The 21,484-nt window shown below is 68.9% G+C and carries 20 protein-coding genes; 8 read left to right on the top strand and 12 right to left on the bottom strand.

Annotation, left to right across the window (positions count from 1 at the left end; translation table 11 throughout):
• Positions 1-72 precede the first annotated feature (72 nt).
• Both CCO03_RS00090 and CCO03_RS00095 read right to left on the bottom strand, forming a co-directional pair.
• Positions 73-1,209 (bottom strand): VanZ family protein, encoded by a 1,137-nt coding sequence (locus tag CCO03_RS00090; RefSeq protein WP_087275598.1) that lies wholly within the window; start codon positions 1,207-1,209, stop codon positions 73-75.
• Positions 1,210-1,229: 20 nt separating this feature from the next.
• Complete coding sequence (locus CCO03_RS00095; protein WP_087275601.1) at positions 1,230-1,658, bottom strand: CopD family protein; 429 nt, start codon at positions 1,656-1,658, stop codon at positions 1,230-1,232.
• Between the two features lie 283 nt (positions 1,659-1,941).
• Between CCO03_RS00095 and hemB the strand changes: the two genes are divergently transcribed.
• Entirely contained in the window at positions 1,942-2,952 is a 1,011-nt protein-coding gene (gene hemB / locus CCO03_RS00100) for a porphobilinogen synthase (RefSeq protein WP_087275604.1), read from the top strand.
• A 555-nt stretch (positions 2,953-3,507) separates the two neighbouring features.
• Entirely contained in the window at positions 3,508-4,782 is a 1,275-nt protein-coding gene (locus tag CCO03_RS00105) for an MFS transporter (RefSeq protein WP_236903954.1), read from the top strand.
• A 109-nt stretch (positions 4,783-4,891) separates the two neighbouring features.
• Here the strand turns inward: CCO03_RS00105 and CCO03_RS00110 are convergent, their stop codons facing one another.
• The 3 genes from CCO03_RS00110 to CCO03_RS00120 form a co-directional block, all read right to left on the bottom strand.
• A complete protein-coding gene (locus tag CCO03_RS00110) occupies positions 4,892-5,785 on the bottom strand; it encodes an acyl-CoA thioesterase (protein ID WP_087283821.1) in 894 nt (297 codons plus the stop codon).
• Positions 5,786-6,489: 704 nt separating this feature from the next.
• Complete coding sequence (gene queC / locus CCO03_RS00115; protein ID WP_087275610.1) at positions 6,490-7,191, bottom strand: 7-cyano-7-deazaguanine synthase QueC; 702 nt, start codon at positions 7,189-7,191, stop codon at positions 6,490-6,492.
• A 182-nt stretch (positions 7,192-7,373) separates the two neighbouring features.
• Positions 7,374-8,045, bottom strand: a complete 672-nt coding sequence (locus tag CCO03_RS00120; protein ID WP_087275613.1) for a 7-cyano-7-deazaguanine/7-aminomethyl-7-deazaguanine transporter — start codon at positions 8,043-8,045, stop codon at positions 7,374-7,376.
• A 322-nt stretch (positions 8,046-8,367) separates the two neighbouring features.
• Between CCO03_RS00120 and argG the strand changes: the two genes are divergently transcribed.
• The 4 genes from argG to CCO03_RS00140 all read left to right on the top strand — a co-directional run bounded on the left by argG (position 8,368) and on the right by CCO03_RS00140 (position 12,448).
• Positions 8,368-9,708, top strand: a complete 1,341-nt coding sequence (argG, locus tag CCO03_RS00125) for an argininosuccinate synthase (protein ID WP_087275616.1) — start codon at positions 8,368-8,370, stop codon at positions 9,706-9,708.
• A gap of 235 nt (positions 9,709-9,943) precedes the next feature.
• The gene (locus tag CCO03_RS00130) at positions 9,944-10,423 is read left to right on the top strand and encodes a phosphatidylglycerophosphatase A family protein (protein WP_236904170.1); all 480 of its coding nucleotides are present in this window, start codon (positions 9,944-9,946) and stop codon (positions 10,421-10,423) included.
• 550 nt (positions 10,424-10,973) lie between these two features.
• Positions 10,974-11,477, top strand: coding sequence for a CinA family protein (locus CCO03_RS00135; RefSeq protein ID WP_087275619.1), 504 nt, complete (start codon positions 10,974-10,976; stop codon positions 11,475-11,477).
• Positions 11,478-11,869: 392 nt separating this feature from the next.
• Complete coding sequence (locus CCO03_RS00140) at positions 11,870-12,448, top strand: RNA recognition motif domain-containing protein (protein ID WP_087275622.1); 579 nt, start codon at positions 11,870-11,872, stop codon at positions 12,446-12,448.
• Between the two features lie 388 nt (positions 12,449-12,836).
• On the opposite strand, the gene CCO03_RS00145 is transcribed toward CCO03_RS00140, so the two are convergent.
• The 4 genes from CCO03_RS00145 to CCO03_RS00160 are packed head-to-tail and all read right to left on the bottom strand — an operon-like array spanning position 12,837 to position 15,801.
• Positions 12,837-13,613 carry an SDR family oxidoreductase gene (locus CCO03_RS00145; RefSeq protein WP_087275625.1) on the bottom strand — a complete coding sequence of 259 codons (777 nt, stop codon included), beginning with the start codon at positions 13,611-13,613 and terminating at the stop codon, positions 12,837-12,839.
• The gene (gene lptC, locus CCO03_RS00150; protein WP_087275628.1) at positions 13,610-14,221 is read right to left on the bottom strand and encodes an LPS export ABC transporter periplasmic protein LptC; all 612 of its coding nucleotides are present in this window, start codon (positions 14,219-14,221) and stop codon (positions 13,610-13,612) included. Before lptC ends, CCO03_RS00145 begins: the two co-directional genes overlap by 4 nt.
• Positions 14,221-14,793 carry a KdsC family phosphatase gene (locus CCO03_RS00155; protein WP_087275631.1) on the bottom strand — a complete coding sequence of 191 codons (573 nt, stop codon included), beginning with the start codon at positions 14,791-14,793 and terminating at the stop codon, positions 14,221-14,223. The genes lptC and CCO03_RS00155 overlap by 1 nt, the downstream gene beginning before the upstream one ends.
• A 30-nt stretch (positions 14,794-14,823) precedes the next feature.
• Positions 14,824-15,801 (bottom strand): KpsF/GutQ family sugar-phosphate isomerase, encoded by a 978-nt coding sequence (locus tag CCO03_RS00160; protein ID WP_087275634.1) that lies wholly within the window; start codon positions 15,799-15,801, stop codon positions 14,824-14,826.
• A 344-nt stretch (positions 15,802-16,145) separates the two neighbouring features.
• Here CCO03_RS00160 and CCO03_RS00165 point away from each other — a divergent pair, with 344 nt between their 5' ends.
• Positions 16,146-16,700, top strand: a complete 555-nt coding sequence (locus CCO03_RS00165; protein WP_087275636.1) for an adenine phosphoribosyltransferase — start codon at positions 16,146-16,148, stop codon at positions 16,698-16,700.
• A 91-nt stretch (positions 16,701-16,791) separates the two neighbouring features.
• On the opposite strand, the gene CCO03_RS00170 is transcribed toward CCO03_RS00165, so the two are convergent.
• A complete protein-coding gene (locus CCO03_RS00170) occupies positions 16,792-17,268 on the bottom strand; it encodes a Crp/Fnr family transcriptional regulator (protein ID WP_087275640.1) in 477 nt (158 codons plus the stop codon).
• 83 nt (positions 17,269-17,351) lie between these two features.
• Positions 17,352-18,317 carry a LysR family transcriptional regulator gene (locus CCO03_RS00175; protein WP_087283826.1) on the bottom strand — a complete coding sequence of 322 codons (966 nt, stop codon included), beginning with the start codon at positions 18,315-18,317 and terminating at the stop codon, positions 17,352-17,354.
• 348 nt (positions 18,318-18,665) lie between these two features.
• Between CCO03_RS00175 and CCO03_RS00180 the strand changes: the two genes are divergently transcribed.
• Positions 18,666-19,436, top strand: a complete 771-nt coding sequence (locus CCO03_RS00180) for a sulfite exporter TauE/SafE family protein (protein ID WP_087283829.1) — start codon at positions 18,666-18,668, stop codon at positions 19,434-19,436.
• Between the two features lie 385 nt (positions 19,437-19,821).
• Here CCO03_RS00180 and mnmE read toward each other — a convergent pair whose 3' ends face one another.
• A complete protein-coding gene (gene mnmE / locus CCO03_RS00185) occupies positions 19,822-21,393 on the bottom strand; it encodes a tRNA uridine-5-carboxymethylaminomethyl(34) synthesis GTPase MnmE (protein ID WP_087275643.1) in 1,572 nt (523 codons plus the stop codon).
• Positions 21,394-21,484: the final 91 nt, after the last annotated feature.

Here is a 21,484-nt window from a genome sequence, read left to right on the forward strand (position 1 = left end):
TCCATGGATGCAGTATGACCGCATCCTCGTCATTCAATGAACGAGGAAGCAGCCATACTCGGCTCCAAACAACTAGGACGCAGGACTCACCGGCGCACGCCGCGTGAGCGTGACCAGCAGCTGCAGCACCGCGGCGAACGGCCAGGCCCAGCCCAGCCACTGGATGAGGCCGTAGAAGCGGATGAAGCGGCCCTGCTCCCAATCCGACAGGGTTTCGGCGAAGTAGGCGCTGGTGGGGGCGTTGTTCAGCAGCATCAGGCTGACGGGCAACGCCAGCAGCAGCAGCGCCGCCGCCACGCGGCGCGGCACCCACAGCAGCGCGGCCGCCAGGGCCACGGCCAGCCAGCTGCCGTACTCCACCGGCGTGCTGACCCAGGTCCAGGCGTACAGCGGGCCGTAGCTCAGCCCCGACGACAGGGCCGACGATGCATAGCCCACCGCGAGCGCGGCCACGGCAAACACGGCGCGGCGCCAGCGCGAAGGCATGATGGAATAGCCCAGCAGGATGGGGCACAGCAGGCCCACGGCCACGCACAGCAGCTCCTGCCCCGGCAACAACGGTTGCAGCTCCATCTCGCGCATGGGCAGCCAGTCCAGGTAAGGCGTGCCCTGCAGCAGCTGGCCCAGCCACTCCTCGGCGCGCTCGAACACCTGGCCCAGGCCGAACGCCACCGCGGCCGGGTAGAGCAAGGCCACCGGCCACAGCGCCAGCAGCACCAGCGTGCCGCGCGCGTGAGGTGCAAACCAGCGTTCGCGGAAGCGGCTCCAGTGCGCCAGCAGACCCAGCCGCATCGAGGCCCAGGCCACCAGCGCCCCAATGGCCGCGCCGGCGGCGTTCAGCCCCCAGTCCAGGTTGGACGCGATGCGCAGCGGCAGGTAGGACTGCAGCGACTCCAGCACGAACGACAGCAGCGCGCCCAGCAGGGCCGCCAGCAACACGGCCCAGCGGGCCCGCATGAGCGGCTCCAGCGCCAGCGTGAGCAGCAGGCCCAGGGGCACATAGCCCAGCAGGTTGCTGACCAGGTCGAACTCCGTCCAGTACTGCGGCCACGGCGCCCGCGTGAAAGACCAGAACGGCAGGCCCTGGGAGCGCCAGCCCTCGAAGGGGAACAGGCTGGCGTAGACGATGAGGCCGGCATAGACCAGAGCCAACGGCCCGGCCACGCCCTTGAAGGCGTGCACACCGAGGGGGCCGTGGGAATGAGGCATGTGCAGCGGGCAGGTGCCGGTCAAAAGGGCTTGAGCACGACCAGCAGCACCACCGCCAGCAGCACGAGCACGGGCACCTCGTTGAACCAGCGGTACCAGCGGTGCGAATGGCGGTTGGCGTGGGCTTCAAAGCGCCGCAGCAGCACCGCGCACCAGCCGTGGTAACCCAGCAGCACCAGCACCAGGGTCAGCTTGGCGTGCATCCAGCCGTTGCCCGGGCCGCGGCCGATGCCCACCCCCAGCCACAGCCACAGCCCGAACGCCAGTGCCGGTACGGCCAGGCCCGTCATGAAGCGCAGCAGCTTGCGGGCCATGAGCAGCAGCCGGTCGCGTTCGGCGGTGGAGGCGGGCGGCACCAGCGCCAGGTTGACGAAGATGCGCGGCAGGTAGAACAGACCCGCGAACCAGCTGGTGACGAACAGAATGTGAAAGGCTTTGATCCACAACATGCGGCGTCGAGTGTAGAGGCCATGCACTGGCGCGATTGACGCGTCCGCTCCACTACAGTACGGACCGACATCGGGCGCCACAAAAAAAAAGCCCCGACCAGGGCCGGAGCTTAAATGCCTCGTTGCTGTCACGCGTCAAGGCTCCCGCTCAGGGAGGAAAAGCGGGGGACAGCAAGCTGCCCGAGATCAAATATACCAAAGTAGTACAGTTTTGCACGTCCCTTGGTCGGAAATTAGCGCTTTCGTTGCACACGCACACAACCCGGACCCACCACGCTCTGCCATGACCACCTTGATCCCCGCCCCGTTTCCGCTGTCCCGCCCGCGCCGCCTGCGCCGCGACGACTTCTCCCGCCGCCTCGTGGCCGAACACGCGCTCACGCCCAATGACCTGATCTACCCCGTGTTCGTGGTCGAGGGCAAACAGCAGCGCGTGGCCGTGCCCTCCATGCCCGGCGTCGAGCGGCTCTCGCTGGACCAGCTGCTGCCCGTGGCCGAGCGCTGCGTGGCGCTGGGCGTGCCGGTGCTGGCGCTGTTCCCCTCGATCGAGGCCAGGCTCAAGGACAACACCGGCAGCGAGGCCCACAACCCCGAGGGGCTGATCCCCACCGTGGTGCGTGCGCTGAAGCAACGCTTTCCCGAGCTGGGTGTGCTGACCGATGTGGCGCTGGACCCCTACACCAGCCACGGCCAGGACGGCGTGCTGGACAGCACCGGCTACATCCTCAACGACGAGACGGTGAAGCTCCTCGTCCAGCAGGCCCTGGTCCATGCCGAGGCCGGCGTCGACATCGTGGCCCCCAGCGACATGATGGACGGCCGCATCGGCGCCGTGCGCCAGGCACTCGAGCAACACGGCCACATCCACACGCGCATCATGGCCTACAGCGCCAAGTACGCGAGTGCGTTCTACGGCCCCTTCCGCGACGCCGTGGGCTCGGCCGCCAACCTGGGCAAGAGCAACAAAAAGGTCTATCAGATGGACCCGGCCAATGGCGACGAGGCCCTGCGCGAGGTGGCCGCCGACCTGGCCGAAGGCGCCGACATGGTGATGGTGAAACCCGGCATGCCCTACCTGGACGTGCTGCGCCGCGTGAAAGACACCTTCCGGGTGCCCACCTTCGCCTACCAGGTCAGCGGCGAATACGCCATGCTGCAAGCGGCCTTCGCCAACGGCTGGCTGGACCGCGATGCCGCCATGATGGAGGCGCTGCTGGCCTTCAAGCGCGCCGGCGCCGACGGCATCCTGACCTATTTCGCGCTCGATGCAGCGGCCAAGTTGACCGGCAAGTGATGCAGTATGGTGCCATGTCCGATGACTTTGAAACGACAGTGTCGCCATACCCCATCTCCAACCTGATTCCCCCATCGACGAGCGGCGACGAACGCTGACAGGAACGTGGCCGCTGCGCGATTCAGGCGCGCGGGCCGCCGATCGGCCTGACCCTGCGGCCGACAGCAGACCCCTGGCGCCCGCCACGAAGCCATGCAGGCACGCGAACCGCGCCTGCGCCCCGCCACGGCCGGCTCCCGGTGCGCCCAGGCCCCGCGCGACCGAGGCCACCCGGTGCGGCGCGCGGGTGACTGGCTCTGCGCGGGCGCGGCTCGCCCAGCCTGATCGGCCCAGGCGCCGCCCCGACCAGGCTCTTCCCGGCCGAGCCCTTCCCCACACTTCCCGCTAGGCCCTTCGGCTGGGCCTTTCCTGGCGGGGCCTTTCCCGACTGCGCCCTTCCTGGCGGGGCCTTTCCTGGCCGGGCCCTTCCTGGCGGGGCCCATCTCCTCGCGCGTGGCCGGCCCTCGCCTCACGCGCTGGCTGGCGTCACTACCATGGCGCTTTTGGGAGCGCCCGTTGCCTTCTTCCTCGACCGATGCCGCAGCCGCTGATGCTGCGGCCGCCCCACGCCTGTTTCGCAACCCCGGTTTCCTCAGCTTCCTGCTCGCGCGCATGGTGGCCGTGTGCGCCACGCAGATCCAGGCCGTGGTCGTGGCCTGGCAGGTGTATGACCTGACGCGCTCGCCCATGGCGCTGGCCTACGTGGGGCTGGCGCAGTTCCTGCCCATGCTGTGCCTGCTGCCCGTGGCCGGCGACCTGATCGACCGCTTCAACCGCAAGCACGTGCTGATGCTGTCGTGGGGCGCCGGCGCGCTCTGCTCGGCTGCCCTGTGGTGGCTGGCCGGCCATGGCGAGGCTGGGGTGAATGGCGTGTACGCCGTGCTGGTGGCCTATGGCGTGACGCGCGCCTTCTCGGGGCCGGCCATGCAGAGCCTGCTGCCCCAGGTGGTGCCGCGCGAGCAGCTGGCCCAGGCCATCGCGGCCAACAGCATGATCATGCGCGGCTCGGCCGTGGGTGGGCCGCTGCTGGGCGGCGTGCTCTATGCGCTGGGGGGCGGCAAGCTGACCTATGCCGTGTGTTTTGCCGGCCTGGCGCTGGGCGCCCTGCTGATGCTGCGCGTGCCCATGCGGCCCATGGCCACGGCCTCCCGGCAGTCGCCGGCCCAGGGCTTTTTTGGCCGGTTTGCCGAGGGCATCCGCTTCATCCGCTCCCGCCCCATCGTGCTGGGCACCATTTCCCTGGACCTGTTTGCCGTGCTGCTGGGCGGCGTGGTGGCCTTGCTGCCCATCTACGCCAAGGAGGTGTTGCACGTGGGCCCGACCGGCCTGGGCATGCTGCGCAGCGCGATGGCGGTGGGCGAGGTGTCGGCGGGGCTGGTGCTCAGCATGAGGCCCTTCCAGACCCACGTGGGCACACGCATGCTGGGCGCGGTGGCGGTGTTCGGCCTGGCCAACCTGGTGTTCTCGCTCTCGCACTGGTTCTGGCTGTCGCTGATCGCGCTGGCCGTGGCCGGCGCGGCCGACATGGTGAGCGTCTACGTGCGCGGCACGCTGGTGCAGTTCGCCACGCCGGACGACATGCGGGGCCGCGTCAACGCCGTGAACATGCTGTTCATCGGCTCGTCGAACGAGCTGGGGGAGTTTCGCGCCGGCACCAGCGCCGCCGGATTCGGCACCGTGCCGGCCGCCGTGCTGGGCGCGCTGTGCACCCTGGGCGTGGTGGGCGCCTGGGCCTGGTTGTTCCCGCAGCTGCGGCGGGTCAACCGCTTCGAGCAGGCCACACAGGCCTGAAGGCCGCGGGCCACGGGCCGCATAGGCCGTGGCGCACCAAAGCCTATCATGGACAGTATGCAGCCACTCCCGTTCTCATGTCAACGGCAACTGGCGCATACTGCTCAGCTCATCGCTTGAGCAGCACGTCCGCCAGCACCTGGCCGTCGTCGCCCATGGGCGCACGCACCAGACCTTCCTGGGCCACGGACGCGACCAGCTCGCCATCCGTCGAGAAGAAGCCGCCGCGGCAGAATCCGCGCGCGCCATGGGCGATGGGCGAATCCGTGTCGTACAGCAGCCAGTCGTCGAAGCGGAAGTCCTGGTGGAACCACATGGCGTGGTCCAGGCTGGCCACGTGCAGGCGGCGGTCGCCCAGGCGCAGGTCGTGCGGGCGCATGGCCACGCGGATGAAGCTGAAGTCCGACACATAGGCCAGCAGGGCCTGGTGGATGTGCGGGTCGTCGGGCAGCCCGCCATTGGGCTTGAACCAGCGGCGCCAGCTGGCGTCTTTCTGCGCCCCCACGCGGGCGATGACCTCGGGCTCGGGCACGTCGGGGTTCCAGTCCACCGACCGCACCTCGAACGGCAGCGGCCGCTTGCCCAGCGACGAGCTGCGCTGCGGCGCCTGCGCCACCGGCAGCACCACGGGCGGCTTGATCTGGTGCTGCACGCCTGGCTCGTCCTTGTGGAACGAGGCCGTCATGGTGTAGATGGGCCGGCCCTTCTGGATCGCCACCACGCGCCGGGTCGAGAAGCTGCTGCCGTCGCGCGTGCGCTCCACGTCGTAGATGATGGGCAAGGCGGTGCTGCCCGCCCGCAGGAAGTAGGCGTGCATGGAGTGCGCGCGCAGGCCATCGACCGTGAGCGAGGCCGCCATGAGCGACTGGCCCAGCACCTGGCCACCGAACACGTTGGGTGTGCCGATGTCGATGGTGTGGCCGCGGAACAGGTTCTGTTCGATGGACTCCAGGCTGAGCTGGGCCACCAGGTCTTCAAGCGAAAGGGAAAACTCGGTCGTCATGGTGTGGGCGAAAAAGAAGGCGCCGCAGCGCGAACGCATCGCCACATTGTGCGCGGAGTGCCGGGGGCGATGAGCCGCGCAGAGTACACGGTGCCCCACACGCTCCTGCGCTGCGCGCCGGGTCCGTTGCCCCTGACCGGGCGTCGCCGAGGGGGTTGGTCTTGCTTGGGAGCGGCCCTTCGCTGCGGCCGGTGCCGCACGCTCCGCTGCCCAGACGCGGCATCGCCAAGCGGCTGGTCTGGCTGAGGCGGTTGTGGCCGGCGCCTGGGCGCTGGGCAGTGCGGCAAGGGTCGGTGATGTGGGTTGTCACGCGGCGTCCGGTTCGCGGGGGCATGCGGGCTGTGCGCCGGGGCGGCCTTCGCGGAGGTGGAGCTGCGCCATCAGGCCCACGGGCGGCTTCGATCCAGGGAAAGAAACCGTGCTGGCACAACGTGTCGGCGCAATGTCGGCCAGGGTGGGGCCGAGGCAGGGGTGCGAGGCGAATCCCCTGGGGCGAGGCCGACATGCTCAAGCGGTGCGAACGTCGCTTCGGCTGCGGCCAGCCAAGGGCATCGGAAGCGTTCTTCAGTGCAGTATGAGGCACTCATCGTTGACTTGGAATCGGAAACAGCGCCATACCCCGTGGCGCTTTACTCAGAATCCACGCATGTGCAGCCCTGCGCGGGCCTCAGCTGGGGATCGGCCCGAGCCCCGAATGTCCGCTTTCAGGCGCGCTGCCCCCGCCATTGCGCCCAGCCGTTGGCGCGCAACGCACAGGCGGGGCAGGTGCCGCAGCCGTGGCCCCAGTCGTGCAGGTCGCCGCGCTGGCCCAGGTAGCAGGTGTGCGATTCACGGCGGATCAGCTCGACCAGCGCGTCGCCGCCCAGCGTGTGCGCCAGTGCCCAGGTGTCGGCCTTGTCGCGCCACATCAGCGGGGTGGCCAGGGTCAGGGGCCGGTCCACGCCCAGGCTCAGGGCGACTTGCAGGGCCTTCAGCGTGTTGTCGCGGCAGTCGGGGTAGCCCGAGTAGTCGGTCTGCGACATGCCACCCACCAGCACCTGCAGGCCGCGCCGGTAAGCGAGCGCGGCCGCCAGCGTGAAGAACAAGAGGTTGCGGCCGGGCACGAAGGTGTTGGGCAGGCCATCGGCCTGCATGGCGATGGCGACGTCGTCGGTCATGGCGCTGCCGCCCAGCTGGCCCAGCACGTCGACCTTCAGCAGGTGGTCGTCGCCCAGGCGGCTGGCCCAGGGTGCAGCCAGGTCGCGCAAGCCGGCGCGCAGGCGCAGCCGGCAATCGAGCTCGACGCGGTGGCGCTGGCCGTAGTCGAAGGCCAGGGTTTCGACGTGGGGGAAGCGGGCCAGTGCCCACGCCAGGCAGGTGGCCGAGTCCTGCCCGCCGGAGAACAGCACCAGCGCGCCACGGGGCATGGGACCTCCACGCTCCCCGGCTTCGCCTGGTCCGCTGCCCCCCGAGGGGGCATCGCCTTGCTCGGGGCAGCCCTTCGCTGCGGCCGACTCCCCCACGCTCCCCGGCTTCGCCTGGCTCGGGAGCTGCGCTTCGCCGCGGCCGGCGATGCCCCCACGCTCCATCGCTGTCTTGGGCTCGGTGCTCATGGCGTCACCGCCATGGGCGCAGCGGGCGCCCGCAGGGTGCGCACGATGGCCGCCAGCATCACGCCGTAGGCCGGCACGAACAGGAGCAGGCTCACGGCGAGCTTGATGGCGTAGTCGACGAGCGCGATCTCGACCCAGTGCGTGGCCATGAAAGCATCGGCGCTGCGCCAGAAGGCGATGCCGAAGAAGGCCGCCGTGTCCAGCGCTTGGCCGAACACCGAAGCCGCCGCCGGCGCCAGCCACCAGGCCTTGCCGCGCTGGCGGATGCGGTCGAACACCTGGATGTCGAGCAATTGCCCCAGCGCGTAGGCGGCGAAGCTGGCCAGCGCGATGCGGAACACGAAGGCGTTGAACTCGGCCAGGGCGCCCCAGTCGTTGAAGCGGCCGTCGTGGAACAGCACGCCCACGACATACGAGGCCAGCAGGGCCGGCACCATGGCCCGGGTGATGACGCGGCGCGCCGGCCCTTTGCCAATCAGCCGCACGGTGAGGTCGGTCGCCAGGAAGATGAAGGGGAAGCTGAACGCGCCCCAGGTGCTGTGGAACCCGAACAGCGTGATGGGCAGCTGCACCAGGTAATTGCTGGCGATGACGATGGCGATGTGGAACGCCACCAGCAGGCCAAGGATGAGCGGCACGCGCGACGGCGCCGCCTGCAGAGAGGTCATGGGGATGTCCTTTTTGATGGATGGGGGCGAGGGAACCCATGCGAACGCAACCGGGGTGAAACCGCCCAGGCGCCATTCGCGAGCGCGAGATTGTAGGGCGTGACGCCCGTTGACGCTGGCGACACTCCGCGGGGCCATCCCGGGCCGTTGCCATCGCGTCCGGGCGACAGCCACAGCCGTTCACCGCGACCGGCCGCGAACCGACCAGGAACGCGCCGGCCCTGGCCCAATGTGCACACGGCCGATAATGACGGCTTTGGCGCCCGCAGACGGGGCGCCTTGTTCCTTGCCGCGACGCGTGTCGCCACAGCCTGCCATTGCCATGAGCACCATCCTGCAATCGATTCCCGCTGGCCAGAAGGTCGGCATCGCCTTCTCCGGCGGTCTGGACACCAGCGCCGCCCTGCTGTGGATGCGCCAGAAGGGCGCGATTCCCTACGCCTACACCGCCAACCTGGGCCAGCCCGACGAGGACGATTACGACGCCATCCCGCGCAAGGCCGAGGCCTATGGCGCCGAGCTGGCGCGCCTGGTCGACTGCCGCGCGCCGCTGGCCCACGAAGGCATTGCCGCCATCCAGTGCGGTGCCTTCCACATCAGCACCGCGGGCGTGACCTACTTCAACACCACGCCGCTGGGCCGCGCCGTGACCGGCACCATGCTGGTGGCCGCCATGAAGCAGGACGACGTCAACATCTGGGGCGACGGCTCGACCTTCAAGGGCAACGACATCGAGCGCTTCTACCGCTATGGCCTGCTGACCAACCCGCAGCTCAAGATCTACAAGCCCTGGCTGGACCAGCGCTTCATCGACGAGTTGGGGGGCCGCAAGGAGATGAGCGAGTTCCTCATCGCCAACGGCTTCGACTACAAGATGTCGGTCGAGAAGGCCTACAGCACCGACTCCAACATGCTGGGCGCCACCCACGAAGCCAAGGACCTGGAGGAACTCTCCAGCGGCATCCGCATCGTCAACCCCATCATGGGCGTGGCGTTCTGGAAGCCCGAGGTGGAGGTCAAGGCCGAGGAAGTGCGCGTGCGCTTTGAAGAAGGCCGTCCGGTGGCCCTGAACGGCGTCGAAATTGCCGATCCGGTCGAGCTGATGCTCAAGGCCAACGAGATCGGTGGCCGCCATGGCCTGGGCATGAGCGACCAGATCGAGAACCGCATCATCGAAGCCAAGAGCCGCGGCATTTACGAGGCCCCCGGCATGGCGCTGCTGCACATCGCCTACGAGCGCCTGGTGTCGGGCATCCACAACGAAGACACCATCGAGCAGTACCGCATCAACGGCCTCAAGCTGGGCCGCCTGCTGTACCAGGGCCGCTGGTTCGATTCGCAAGCCATCATGCTGCGCGAGTCGTCGCAACGCTGGGTGGCCCGTGCCATCACCGGCGAGGTGACGCTGGAGCTGCGCCGCGGCAACGACTACAGCATCCTCAACACCGAATCGCCCAACCTGACCTACGCGCCCGAGCGCCTGTCCATGGAAAAGGTGGAAGACGCACCGTTCAGCCCCGCCGACCGCATCGGCCAGCTGACCATGCGCAACCTGGACATCGTGGACACCCGCGCCAAGCTCGGCATCTACGCCCAGGCCGGCCTGCTGCAGCTGGGTGACGGTTCGCCGCTGCCGCAGCTGGCGCCAGCGCCCAAGAAGTGAGCCCCTCGGACCGCCGGCCTGGTGGTCCAGCTGACTGGCCAGCCTGACCTTGTCCGCCGCCCGCCCGTTTTGAGCGCGGCAGAGGCTCATGCACCCGCTCGCCCAGTCCGGCCCTTTTCCACGCCTCATGAACCTGCCCGCCCTTCCACCTGACCGCATCGAGGCCGACATCCTCGACGCCGTGCCGCGGCCGGCGTCGGCAGACAGCCGGTCGGGCCGGCCCACCGCGCAGTTCATGCGCCAGCACGCAGCACACTGGATCGCGCTGGGCTTCGGCTCCGGCCTGTCGCCCGTGGCGCCCGGCACCGTGGGCACGCTGTGGGCCTGGCTGGCCTGGGCGCTGCTCGCGCAGTGGCTGTCGCCCGTGGCCCAGGGCGTGCTCATCGCCGGCACGGTGCTGGTGGGCTGGTGGGCCAGCTTCGTCACCGCACGTCACCTGCGCCAGGCCGACCCGAGCAACGTGGTGATCGATGAAATCGCGGCCTTCTGGCTGGTGCTGTGGCTCATTGCGCCCAGCGGCTTCTGGGGCCAGCTGGTGGCCTTTGGCCTGTTCCGCTACTTCGACGCGGCTAAACCCGGCCCCGTCGGCTGGGCCGACCGCCTGCTGCATGGCGCCCGTGGTTGGCGCGGTGCCTGGGGCATCTTGTGGGATGACCTCGTCGCCGCGTTCTGCACCCTGCTCGTGATCGCGCTCTGGCGCTGGTTTGCAGGCTGAGGTCGTTGCGGAGCTGGTAGCCCGCAAGGCTTGGGTAGGCTTTCGCGGTCGATGGCGTGCTCGTCTCCCCAGCATCCTCCAGCGCACGCACGTCGTGCAAGCCATGAAGCAGAACTGGTATGTTGATGCAGCGCATCCGCAAGCACACACGCAACACTGGGCAGCGCCAGCCCGCAGCGAAAGTCGTCCCGCTCAACACGTCTGGCAATGAGCGACATGGCACCGCCAGGCGAATGTCAGATCGCGAGGTTTGCGGCACAGTGAATCGCCCCGCGCCAGCTGGCTGGTTAACCCACAGGCGGTGTGCGTCTTGCAACATGTCGCAGCCCCCAACTGGTGCCGGGGAACCACCCGGACACGAACAGCTGCGTGGCGTGGCTGGGGCAGGGCGAGCATCCAAGGTCTGGTGTGCACCTCGAGGTGGAGGCGATCGATTTCGGACTGCACGCCCATCCCCGCAGTTCCGCTGATGAGTATGAGACAGTCCCCATTTCGCATCCGACGGCCGGACGGGCATACTGACCGCACCGATCATCACCCTGTTCACGCCATGACCGCTTCCACACCCCTTGCTCGCTCCCCGTCCGACGTGGTCGCCCTGGCCGACCTGCTGCGCGCCAAAGGCTGGAAGATGTGCACGGCCGAAAGCTGCACGGGCGGCATGATCGGCGCCGCCTGCATCGACCTGGCCGGCTCCAGCGACTGGTTCGATCGCGGCTGGATCACCTACTCCAACACCGCCAAGGTGGAGGAGCTGGGCGTACCCCTGCGTGACATCCGCAGCGAGGGCGCCGTCAGCGAAGTCGTGGCCCGCGCCATGGTCGCAGGCGCGGTCACCCGTGCCAAGCAGGCCGTCGGCGTGGCCGTCACGGGCGTTGCGGGCCCGGGCGGTGGCAGCGCGGACAAACCGGTCGGCACCGTGTGGTTTGCCTGGTCGGTGCAAGGCCAGGTGCATGCCGAATGCCAGCGTTTTGACGGCGACCGCAGCGCCGTGCGACAAGCCACGCTGGCCCACGCGCTGCGCGTGCTGCGCGAACGCGTGGCCGCCGCCTGACGAGGGCAAACCGGGTAAATGAGCCCTCGAATGCCCACATTATTGTAATAATTGGTGACAAACACCTGGCAACTGGTGTGAAACGCCCACCGCTGCCACTGAACGCACTCGCGAAAACTGAGCGTTCCGGCCTACGCCACGGCCTGTTGCAGCCTTGCCCCGCCTGGGTCGTGGCGAGCACGCCACGTCACAACAAAATTGCCCCATCAGGTCTACCACTAGCCTTGATTTTCACGGAAACACTTCATAATTTGACGCGGCTGCCTGACCCTTTCAGGCAGCGTTTGTGTGCGGTGAACAGCTCTTCTTCGCTTCCTCCCGGTCTTTCTGGTTTGTTGATGCGTTTGGCGAACTCCATCGCTGTGAAATTTGTGTTTTGAGGACTTCCCTAGATGGGTAACAAACTGTACGTCGGCAACCTTCCTTACGGTGTGCGCGACAACGACCTGGAGCAGGCGTTCGGTGAATTTGGCGCCGTGACCAGCGCCAAGGTGATGATGGAGCGTGACACCGGCCGCTCCAAGGGCTTTGGTTTCGTCGAGATGGGCAGTGATGACGAAGCTCAAGCGGCCATCAATGGCCTGAACGGTCGCGATTTCGGCGGCCGCAACATCGTGGTGAACGAAGCGCGTCCCATGGAGCCCCGTCCGCCTCGCAGCGGCGGCGGTTTTGGCGGTGGTGGCGGCTTCGGCGGCGGTCGCCGTGAAGGCGGCGGTGGCTACGGCGGTGGTCGCGAAGGCGGCGGCGGTTATGGCGGTGGCGGCTACGGCGGTGGCCGCAGCGACAGCTACGGTGGCGGTCGCAGTGACAGCTACGGCGGCGGTGGCCGCGGTGACGGCGGCTATGGCCGTGGTCGCAGCGATTCGCAAGACGGTGGCTTCCGCAGCCCCTACGGCAACGGTGGCCGTGGCGGCGGTGGTGGCCGTCGTGAAGGCGGCGGCGGCCGCGGTGGTGACGGCTACGGCTATTGATCACCCGCTTTGACCCGGCAAAAAGCCCCGCCCTGCGGGGCTTTTTTCATTTCGGGCGAGATGGCGCAGCTGGGCAATCGGTCGCAGCCGCCTGGCCATCACTTCAAGCGACCGCCTGGCAGGCCCCATGGCAGATGGCGATGCGAACGCCTCCCCAGGCGCAGACATGCAAGAGGCCAGACCGCTGGTTTCGCGCATCGAAACCAAGCGCCGACTCAACCGAACAGGCCCGACGGTGCTTCACCCGTTGGACGGCTGCCGCACTCTGGCGGTGAAGTTCGGATGAGCCTGTTCGCCGCGGCCGACCGCGGGATCGATCAGCCCCTGCGGCCCTGGCGCTTGCCGCTCAGAGGCGCGCCCAAATCAACCGGCGCACCGGCTCCGCTCTTCAGGGACGACGCGGCTTGCGAGGCTTGCGCGCCGTGGCCCAGGCCAGCGCTGTCGCCGGCAGGCGACGCAGCAGCCAGGACACCACAGCCATCTGCCAGGGCACCGTGACCAGGCGGGGCCGCCGCGCGATGGCACGTAAGGCGCGGCGGGCAAAGACCTCCGGCTGCAGGGCGAACGGCATGGGGAACGGATTGCCGGCCGTCAGCGGGGTGTTCACCCAGCCCGGATTGAGGGTGGTGACGGCAACGCCGCTGCCGCGCAACTCGGCCCACAGGCTTTCCATGAAGGTGATGACGGCGGCCTTGCTGCCGCAATAAGCCCCCTGTCCGGCCAGCCCCCGCAGCCCGGCCACGCTGGCGATGGCAACGAGCTGACCGCTGCCTCGCACAAGCATGGGCTTCACAAACGGCTGCAAGGTGTGCGCCACCCCCAGAACGTTGGTTTGCAAGATGTCGGCGAAGGCGCGCAGGTCTTCGGCATGACGCAGGTCCACACCCACGCTGAAGCCCGCATTGGCGATCACCAGGTCGGGCAGGCCCAGCGTGCGCTCGCACTCGCGCGCCACGGCCAACATGGCTTGGGCATCGTCCACATCGGCCTGAAACAGGTGAATCGCTTCGCGTTGCGGCTGGCTGCTGCGCCATTGCGCCATGGGCGCGAGCCGGCGTGCGCACATGGCCACCCGCCATCCCTGCTGCGCATACGCCTGCGCCAGCGCCAGGCCAATGCCACTGGAGGCACCGGTGATGAGCGCCAGGGGCGCCGCAGCCGTCATGGCTGGCGCTGACCGGGCAGCATGGCCGTCACCGGCTCGCCCAGCTGGGCCTGGCCGCTGGTGTGGTCGTAGCGCAAGGTGCCGCCCTTGAACACCTGCTGTCCCCGGGTGAGCACCACGGACTGGTCGGACTCGACGCGCTTGTCGTCGGCAAACACGCGCAGGTGGTTGCCGGCAAAACTCAGGGGGGGTTCACTGGCGTCGGGGGCAACCCGCCGCACATGGGCATCGTCAAACAGCTCGATCACCGACCCATCCTGGTTGGATGTGCCCCGCTTGGCGTGGGCATCCATGCGCCGCCCCTGCTCGTCGCGGTCGACGAACACGGGTTGGTCAATGGTGAAGCTGTCGGTGTCGGGGTAATGCAGCATCTCGCGCCCCTGCAGCTGGTTGTTCAGCTGGCCGGCCGCACTGTACTGCTGCACCTCGAAGTCGCGCATGAAGTAATCGGGCTCGTGCCGGACCACCTTGGGCGGAGCCGCCATGTCGTAGCTGGGCGCATTGCGCAGCAGCCACCAGGAACCCAGGGCGATCAAGGCCATCACCAACACGGGCAGGTAGATGCCGAGCTGGGACGTGGCCTGGTCGCGCAGGTTCCGCCAACGCATCACGACTTGCCTTCCAGCAGCTCGTCCAGTTGCCGGACATAGGCCCCGCGCGCGATCAGCAGCAGGTCGCACAGCTCGCGCGCCGCGCCGTGACCGCCCTGCAGGCGGGTGACGAAATGCACCTGCGACTGCACCTGGGGATGCGCATTGGCCGGCGCCGCCGAGAGGGCCGCCCGGACCATGAGCGGCAGGTCGGGCCAGTCGTCGCCCATGACGGCCACCTCGTGCCAGCCCAGGCCCAGCGACTTCAGCAGCGCTTCGGCCTCGGCCAGCTTGTCCTCGACGCCGTAGCGCGCCTCGGTGATGCCCAGGGCATTGAGCCGCGCGCGCAGGGCCTTGGAATCGCGGCCCGTGATGACGATGGGCACGATGTCTTCCTGCACGATCTGCTTGAGGCCCAGCCCATCGAGCACGTGAAAGCGCTTGAACAGCTCACCCGATTCACCGTAGTACAGCCCGCCATCCGTCAGCACGCCATCCACGTCGAAGATGACGGCGCGCACGCCCTGGGCTTGCATCAGCAACTCCGGCGGATGGTGGATGGCGGCCTGCAGGGGGAAGGATGCATTCATGGTGGCTCTCGGGTGGATGGGCAGGAACGCTCAAATGACCTTGGCGTGCATCAGGTCGTGGCTGTTGAGGGCGCCAGTGAGGCGGTTGCCCGCGCCCACCACGAGCACGCCCGTGATGCGGTGACGCTCCATCAGCTCGGCCGCCTCGGCGGCCAGGGCATTTTCGTCGATGGTGCGGGCCGGGCTGTGCATCACCTCCTGCGCCGTCAGGCCGCGCAAGCCCATGCCGTGGCTGATGAGGCGGCGCAGGTCGCCGTCGGTGAAGATGCCCAGCACCTGGCCGGCCTCGTCGGTGACCGCCGAGGCCCCCATGCCCTTGGCCGACATTTCGGCCATCAGGTCGTCGAAGCTGGCCGTGGCCAGCACGCGCGGCACGTCGTGGCCACGGCGCATGATGTCCTTGACGTGCGTGAGCAGCTTGCGCCCCAGGGCGCCACCCGGGTGCGAGCGGGCAAAGTCCTCGGCCTGAAAGCCTCGCGCATCCAGCAGCGCCATGGCCAGGGCATCGCCCAGCGCCATCTGCGCCGTGGTGCTGGCTGTGGGCGCCAGGTTCAGCGGGCAGGCTTCGCGCTCGACGCTGCTGTCGAGCACCACATCGGCCATCTGCGCCAGCGAGGACTGCGCACCGCCGGTGATGGCCACCAGCTTCACCCCCAGGCGCTTGACCAGCGGCAGCAGCACGGTGAGCTCGTTGACCTCGCCGCTGTTGGAGATGCCCACCACCAAGTCCTGCCCGGTGATCATGCCCAGGTCGCCGTGGCTGGCCTCCGCCGGGTGCACGAACATGGCGGCCGTGCCGGTCGAGGCCAGGGTGGCGGCGATCTTGCGCGCCACGTGGCCGCTTTTGCCCATGCCGGTGACGACCACACGGCCGGGGGTGTTCAGGATCAGCTCCACGGCCTGAACCAAGCTGCTCGACAGCCTGGACTTGACCCGTTGGAGGGCGGCGATCTCCGTGTCCAGGCAATCCTGGGCCATGGCCAATGCACGCGATGCGTCGATGCTCATGGCGGGGCATTCTATCGGCGCCCACCCGGGCGCGTCGCGCCCGCGGGCGGACTCAACCACCCGCGCCAAGGCCAAGGTCACGGCGACGATGCCGTCACGGCAACCGCACGGACCCTGCGCATGTCGCATGCGCCGACGGCGCCCAGGCCGGGCACACGCCTGAATGGCTGATGTTCAGGGTATGCAGGGTTTGTCGTTTTTCATCAAACGGCGTCAAGCGAATACTGCTTCGAAAATGCATCAAAGCCCTGAGGCGTCTCCGACCGGGTCAGCGTCCGCGGCGCGGCGCGGGTGGCGCGGGCACAATTTGCGCCTCGCCGCCCGAGATGCCTGCTCCTCACGCCATGCCCCACCTCAACGTCCACGACTACCTGCGATCCCACATCCGCACCGTGCCGGACTGGCCCGCCCCGGGCGTGCAGTTTCGCGACATCACGCCGCTGCTGCAGGACCCGCGCGTGTTCCGCGTGCTGATCGACGCCTTCGTGCACCGCTACATGGCACCCGAGCTGCGCCCCGATGTGGTGGCGGGCCTGGATGCACGCGGCTTCATCATCGGCGCGGTGGTGGCGTACGAGCTGGGCATCGGCTTCGTGCCCATCCGCAAAAAGGGCAAGCTGCCTTTCACCACGGTGCAGGAAACGTATGAGCTGGAGTACGGCAGCGCCACGGTGGAGCTGCACACCGATGCCGTGCAGCCCGATCAGCGCGTGCTGCTGATCGACGACCTGGTGGCGACGGGCGGCACCATGATTGCGGGCTGGCACCTGCTGCGCAAGCTGGGCGCCCAGGTGGTCGAGGGCGCGGCCATCGTCGACCTGCCCGAGCTGGGCGGCTCTCAGCGCCTTCGCGAGCTGGGCCTGCCGCTGCACACGCTGGTGGCCTTTGACGGTCATTGACTGCATTCACAAGGGGTATGCACCCATGCTCGTTGCATGAATAACGAGAATGAAACCATACTCCAAACATCTACAGTAAGGCCTCATCCCCTCACGTGATGGCCACGCGCCGCGTGGGGTGCGTGCAGCGCCGCACCGCCACCGAACCCATGGCCAAGGCCAGCGCCAGGCCCAGCTGCGGGTGGCGTTGTGCCAGGTTCTCGAAGCGCATCGGACTCAGGCACCAGACCCGGCCTTGAGCGGTGGCGATCACCGTGGCCGACCGCGCCAGCCCCGACAGAAAGCCGCCCTCGCCCACCACCGTGCCCGGGTTGAGCACGGCCAGCCGCATGCGGCCCTCGGCGTCTTCGAGGTGCGCGCTGAGCACGCCGGATTCGATGAAATAGGCCACGCGGTCTGTCGCCCCGCGCTCGATCAGCACATCGCCCACCGCCACCGACAGGGGCTGCATCGCCTGGCCGAACTCCAGCCACTGGGTGGGTGACAGCGTCAGCGCCAGCTGGTCGTAGGCGGCACCGGTCTGAATGGCGCTCATCAGGCCGTCAATGGGTGTCAATCCAACCAACATGTCAGTCTCCGCAGTGTGTGCCGCATGATGCGGCCGATTCGGCCCGCCTGTCAGCGGCAGGCCGCACCGCAAGCGGCAAACGGTCAACCTTTCCCGCGTTTCGCCGGGAATGCACGCGCCACGTCACCCTCCGGGTTCGGCATCGCGCCCGGGCCCGCCCCCAGATGCGCCAGCAGGTCCTGCAGCGGACGCGGCAAATCGCCCCACTGGCGAAAGCAGGCGCACAGCTGACGCCGGGCCCAGGCGTCGGTCAGCGCCACGCGGCGCACCCCGTAGCGCCGGCTGGCCCGCTGCGCCACGCTGAGCGGCACCACCGCCAGGCCCACGCCGTGCGCCACCTGCCTGCACACCCCGTCGAAACCAGGCAGCTGCACGCGCCACTGCACGGTGCCGCCCAACAGCCGGGCCTGCTGGGCCACATGGGCCTGCAGCGCGTGGCCGGCCAGGCCCACCAGGGGCTGGTCCAGCACCTCGGCCAGCGACAGCGCGCGCTGGTTCGCCAGCGCATGCGTGGCCGGCACGATCAGGCACAGCGGATCGGGCGCCAGCGGCTGCAGCTGCACGTCCGCCAGCCCCGGCGTCGCCAGGCTGCGCACCACGTCCGACACCAGGCCCGCCAGCCCCTCGCCGGCCAGCACGGTGCGCACGATTTCGGCGCTGGTGCGTTCCTTCAGGTCCACGTGCAACCGTGGCCGCGCCGCCAGCCAGGGCGCCAGGCGCGCCGGCAGAAACTCGGTCAGCGCGGCCGTGTTGGCGTACAGCTTGAGGGTGCCGCGGGTGCCCTGGGCAAACTCGTGCAGTTCGCCCCGCAACAGGGCCTGCTGCTGCAGGATGAGCCGGGCATGGTGGGCCAGGGCTTCGCCGGCCGGCGTGGTGGTCACGCCGCGGGCGTGGCGCAGCAGCAGCGGCACGCCCGCATCGGCCTCGAGCTTGCGCAGGCGCTCGCTGGCCGAGGCCAGCGCCAAATGGGCGGCCACCGCACCGTGCGTGATGCTGCCCACCTCCACCACGGCCAGGAACAGCCGCAAATCCGCCAGATCGAACCGCATGCGCACGCCTCCATCCATTGATTCATCCAGTATCCATGCATGGCCGTTTATAAGAAAACGGTAGTGCGGCCATACTGCCATGATCGTTGACCAATTGCAGCCGCCATCAGCACGCCAGCAGGCCGCACACCGAGCTGGACCAGTCGCTGCAGCGTCCTGAGGCGCATCGACCCACGCAGGCGTGCACGGCGTGCCCTCCGCGAGGCCCCGCTCGGAGGCTCGCCGCCTCGACGAGGCGGGTGCCTCGATCCGGGCAGCGCCCGCAGCTGGCCGAGGTTTCGGATCTGCCGAAGCCTCGGCCGCCACATCCAGATTGTGGGCGCGCCGCGCTGGCGCTCCAATGGCGGCATGTTCACCGCACTCACCGTGTCCTCCTCCTCGGCCCCCGGGTCCACGCTGCCGTGGCTGTTGGCCAGCTTCATCGCCGCCGGCCTGGTGAAGGGCGTCACCGGCATGGGGCTGCCCACGGTGGCCATGGGCCTGCTCGGCAGCGTGATGGGTGCGCCCGCGGCGGCGGCCTTGCTGCTCGTGCCCTCGGCCGTCACCAACCTGTGGCAGCTGTTCGCAGGGCCTGCGCTGCGGCCGCTGCTGCGGCGCCTGGGCACGCTGGTGCTGGGCATCTGCGTGGGCACCGTGGCGGGATCGGCCTGGCTGGTGCAGGTGGACGCCCGCTGGTCCAGCCTGGCCCTGGGCACGGCCCTGGTGGTCTACGCGGGCTACAGCATGCTGGCGCCGCCGCTGACGGTGCCGCCGCGTTGGGAGGCCTGGCTCTCACCCCTCGTCGGGCTGCTGACGGGCGTCATCACCGGCGTGACCGGCGTGTTCGTCATGCCCGCCGTGCCCTACCTGCAGGCCCTGCGGCTGGACAAGGAAGCCCTGGTGCAGGCGCTCGGCCTGTCCTTCACCGTCTCCACCGCCGCGCTGGCGGCCGGGCTGGCCACGCACGACGCCCTGCAGCCCGCGCAGCTCACGCTGTCGACGCTGGCCGTCGCACCGGCCTTGCTGGGCATGTGGCTGGGCCAGCGCCTGCGCCACCGCATCAGCCCGCGCGCCTTCCTCGTCTGCTTTCGCGTGTTCCTGCTGCTGCTGGGGCTGAGCATGGTGTGGCGAGTTGTTTGACGGGGTATCAAGCATTGTCGTTTACCAATTGATCGAGAGGAACGAATACTGTCTTCACAGATCAACGAAGGCGTGTCGTCGACGTGCGTGCGTCGACCGACGATTCGTGTGCCGATGGCATCGCCGCTGCGGTGAACGACTCAGCCCGTCGAAGCGGCCTGCAGGCCCGTCCGGCTGCGGGTCCATCCCGCTTGCCCAGCAATGCCTGCTCCAGCGCCTTGCGGCCGGCACGCGCGGCTGGCTGCAGCGCGTGGCGAGTTGGCTGACAGCCGGTGCGGCTCAGGCGTTGCTTGCCCAGCCGGCCCGCTCAACGCAGGGCCAACCGGATGCGGATCGGCGCGCACCGCAGGGCGCGGGCCGCAAGGCAGCAGACCGCACCCGCCACTCACTTCCCGATGCAGAACGTCGAAAAAATCGAGCCCAGCAGGTCGTCGGCCGTGAATTCGCCGGTGATGCTGGCGAGCGCCTGCTGCGCCAGGCGCAGCTCTTCGGCCATGAGGTCGAGCATGACGGCTTGGGGTTGCACGTGCTCGGCCGCGCGCAGCAGGTGGCCGTGCACCGCGTCCAGCGCCTGCACGTGGCGCGCGCGGGCGATGAACACCCCTTCGGCCTGTTTCTCCCAGCCCACCAGCCTCAGCAGCAGCTGGCGCAGCTCAGTCAGGCCCGCGCCGGTCTTGGCCGACAGGCGCAGGTGGTGGCCAGTCAGCGCGGTGGCTTCGCTGGCTTGGGCAGCGCCGACGGTCGTGGTGTGGGCGAGCTGCTCCGCCGGCTGGGCAGCAGGGTCTGGCTGGGGTTGGGTCTCCAGCGCGGGTTGATGGATGCCGCTTGTGTGTTCTGCAGCCCCCTGCGCTTGCGCTGCAGGATCTGCGGCATCGGCCTTGTTCCAGACGTGGACCACGGGCACCTGGCGCGGCAGGCGCTGGGTCAGCTCGGTGCCGATGCGGGCGTCGTGCGCGCGGTGGGCCGCATCGTGCTGGCGCGTCAGGTCGTGCAGGAACAGCACGGCGTCGGCCCGCTCGATCTGCGACCACGCGCGCTGCATGCCGATGGCCTCGACCGCGTCAGCCTCGCCCTCGTGCGCGCCGCGCAGGCCGGCGGTGTCGATGACGTGCAGCGGCACGCCTTCGATCTGGATGCTCTGCCGCACCACGTCGCGCGTGGTGCCGGCAATCGAGGTGACGATGGCCAGCTCTTCGCCCGCCAGCGCGTTGAGCAGCGAGCTCTTGCCCACGTTGGGCTGGCCCGCGATCACGACCTGCATGCCCTCGCGCAGCAGCGCGCCCTGGCGCGTCTGGCGCTGCAGCCCGTCCAGCTCGGCCAGCAGGCCGCCGAGCGTGTCGCGCACGCCATAGGCCTCGATGAAGTCGATCTCTTCTTCGGGAAAGTCCAGCGTGGCCTCGACCAGCGTGCGCAGCGCGATGAGGTGGTCGCGCAGCCCATGCACCTGCTGCGAGAACGCGCCCGCCAGCGAGCGGGTGGCACTGCGCGCAGCCTGCTCGGTGCTGGCGTCGATGAGGTCGGCGATGGCCTCGGCCTGGGCCAGGTCCAGCTTGTCGTTCAGGAAGGCGCGCTGGGTGAACTCGCCCGGCTGCGCCAGGCGCAGGCCGGCCAGCGGGTGGCGGGCGTCCTGGGCTGCGAGGGCCTGCGCCACGGCCAGGCAGCGGGTCAACAACAGCTGCAGCACCACGGGGCCGCCGTGGGCCTGCAGCTCCAGCACGTCTTCGCCGGTGTACGAGTGCGGCGCGGGGAAATGGATCGCCAGGCCGTGGTCGATGGCCTCGCCGCCGGCATCGCGAAACGGGCCATAGGTGGCCTCGCGCGCGCGCAGGCTGCGGCCGCACAGCGCGGCGATCAGGCCGCTCAGGTCGCGGCCCGACACGCGCACCACGCCCACGGCGCCTTTGCCGGGGGCGGTGGTCACGGCGACGATGGGGGCTTGCTGCTGGGCGAGGCTCATGGCGGTCCACTCAAAGGAAATGAATCAGGAGTATTCACCAGTTCCCGTCTGAATGACAACGAGAATTGAGGCATACCCCTTCAAATGAAAA

Origin of the sequence: Comamonas serinivorans, assembly GCF_002158865.1 — a bacterium.
GTDB classification, from domain to species: Bacteria; Pseudomonadota; Gammaproteobacteria; order Burkholderiales; family Burkholderiaceae_C; genus Comamonas_E; species Comamonas_E serinivorans.

What these genes read in the sequence shown, in the direction of transcription:
- lptC (WP_087275628.1), bottom strand. Translation starts at nt 14,221, where the DNA reads ATGCGTTGGCGGAACCTGCGCGACCAGGCCACGTCCCAGCTCGGCATC.
- CCO03_RS00145 (WP_087275625.1), bottom strand. Translation starts at nt 13,613, where the DNA reads ATGACGGCTGCGGCGCCCCTGGCGCTCATCACCGGTGCCTCCAGTGGC.
- hemB (WP_087275604.1), top strand. Translation starts at nt 1,942, where the DNA reads ATGACCACCTTGATCCCCGCCCCGTTTCCGCTGTCCCGCCCGCGCCGC.
- CCO03_RS00160 (WP_087275634.1), bottom strand. Translation starts at nt 15,801, where the DNA reads ATGAGCATCGACGCATCGCGTGCATTGGCCATGGCCCAGGATTGCCTG.
- CCO03_RS00110 (WP_087283821.1), bottom strand. Translation starts at nt 5,785, where the DNA reads ATGACGACCGAGTTTTCCCTTTCGCTTGAAGACCTGGTGGCCCAGCTC.
- mnmE (WP_087275643.1), bottom strand. Translation starts at nt 21,393, where the DNA reads ATGAGCCTCGCCCAGCAGCAAGCCCCCATCGTCGCCGTGACCACCGCC.
- CCO03_RS00130 (WP_236904170.1), top strand. Translation starts at nt 9,944, where the DNA reads ATGCGCCAGCACGCAGCACACTGGATCGCGCTGGGCTTCGGCTCCGGC.
- CCO03_RS00155 (WP_087275631.1), bottom strand. Translation starts at nt 14,793, where the DNA reads ATGAATGCATCCTTCCCCCTGCAGGCCGCCATCCACCATCCGCCGGAG.
- CCO03_RS00095 (WP_087275601.1), bottom strand. Translation starts at nt 1,658, where the DNA reads ATGTTGTGGATCAAAGCCTTTCACATTCTGTTCGTCACCAGCTGGTTC.
- queC (WP_087275610.1), bottom strand. Translation starts at nt 7,191, where the DNA reads ATGCCCCGTGGCGCGCTGGTGCTGTTCTCCGGCGGGCAGGACTCGGCC.
- CCO03_RS00170 (WP_087275640.1), bottom strand. Translation starts at nt 17,268, where the DNA reads ATGTTGGTTGGATTGACACCCATTGACGGCCTGATGAGCGCCATTCAG.
- argG (WP_087275616.1), top strand. Translation starts at nt 8,368, where the DNA reads ATGAGCACCATCCTGCAATCGATTCCCGCTGGCCAGAAGGTCGGCATC.
- CCO03_RS00120 (WP_087275613.1), bottom strand. Translation starts at nt 8,045, where the DNA reads ATGACCTCTCTGCAGGCGGCGCCGTCGCGCGTGCCGCTCATCCTTGGC.
- CCO03_RS00140 (WP_087275622.1), top strand. Translation starts at nt 11,870, where the DNA reads ATGGGTAACAAACTGTACGTCGGCAACCTTCCTTACGGTGTGCGCGAC.
- CCO03_RS00180 (WP_087283829.1), top strand. Translation starts at nt 18,666, where the DNA reads ATGTTCACCGCACTCACCGTGTCCTCCTCCTCGGCCCCCGGGTCCACG.
- CCO03_RS00175 (WP_087283826.1), bottom strand. Translation starts at nt 18,317, where the DNA reads ATGCGGTTCGATCTGGCGGATTTGCGGCTGTTCCTGGCCGTGGTGGAG.
- CCO03_RS00090 (WP_087275598.1), bottom strand. Translation starts at nt 1,209, where the DNA reads ATGCCTCATTCCCACGGCCCCCTCGGTGTGCACGCCTTCAAGGGCGTG.
- CCO03_RS00165 (WP_087275636.1), top strand. Translation starts at nt 16,146, where the DNA reads ATGCCCCACCTCAACGTCCACGACTACCTGCGATCCCACATCCGCACC.
- CCO03_RS00135 (WP_087275619.1), top strand. Translation starts at nt 10,974, where the DNA reads ATGACCGCTTCCACACCCCTTGCTCGCTCCCCGTCCGACGTGGTCGCC.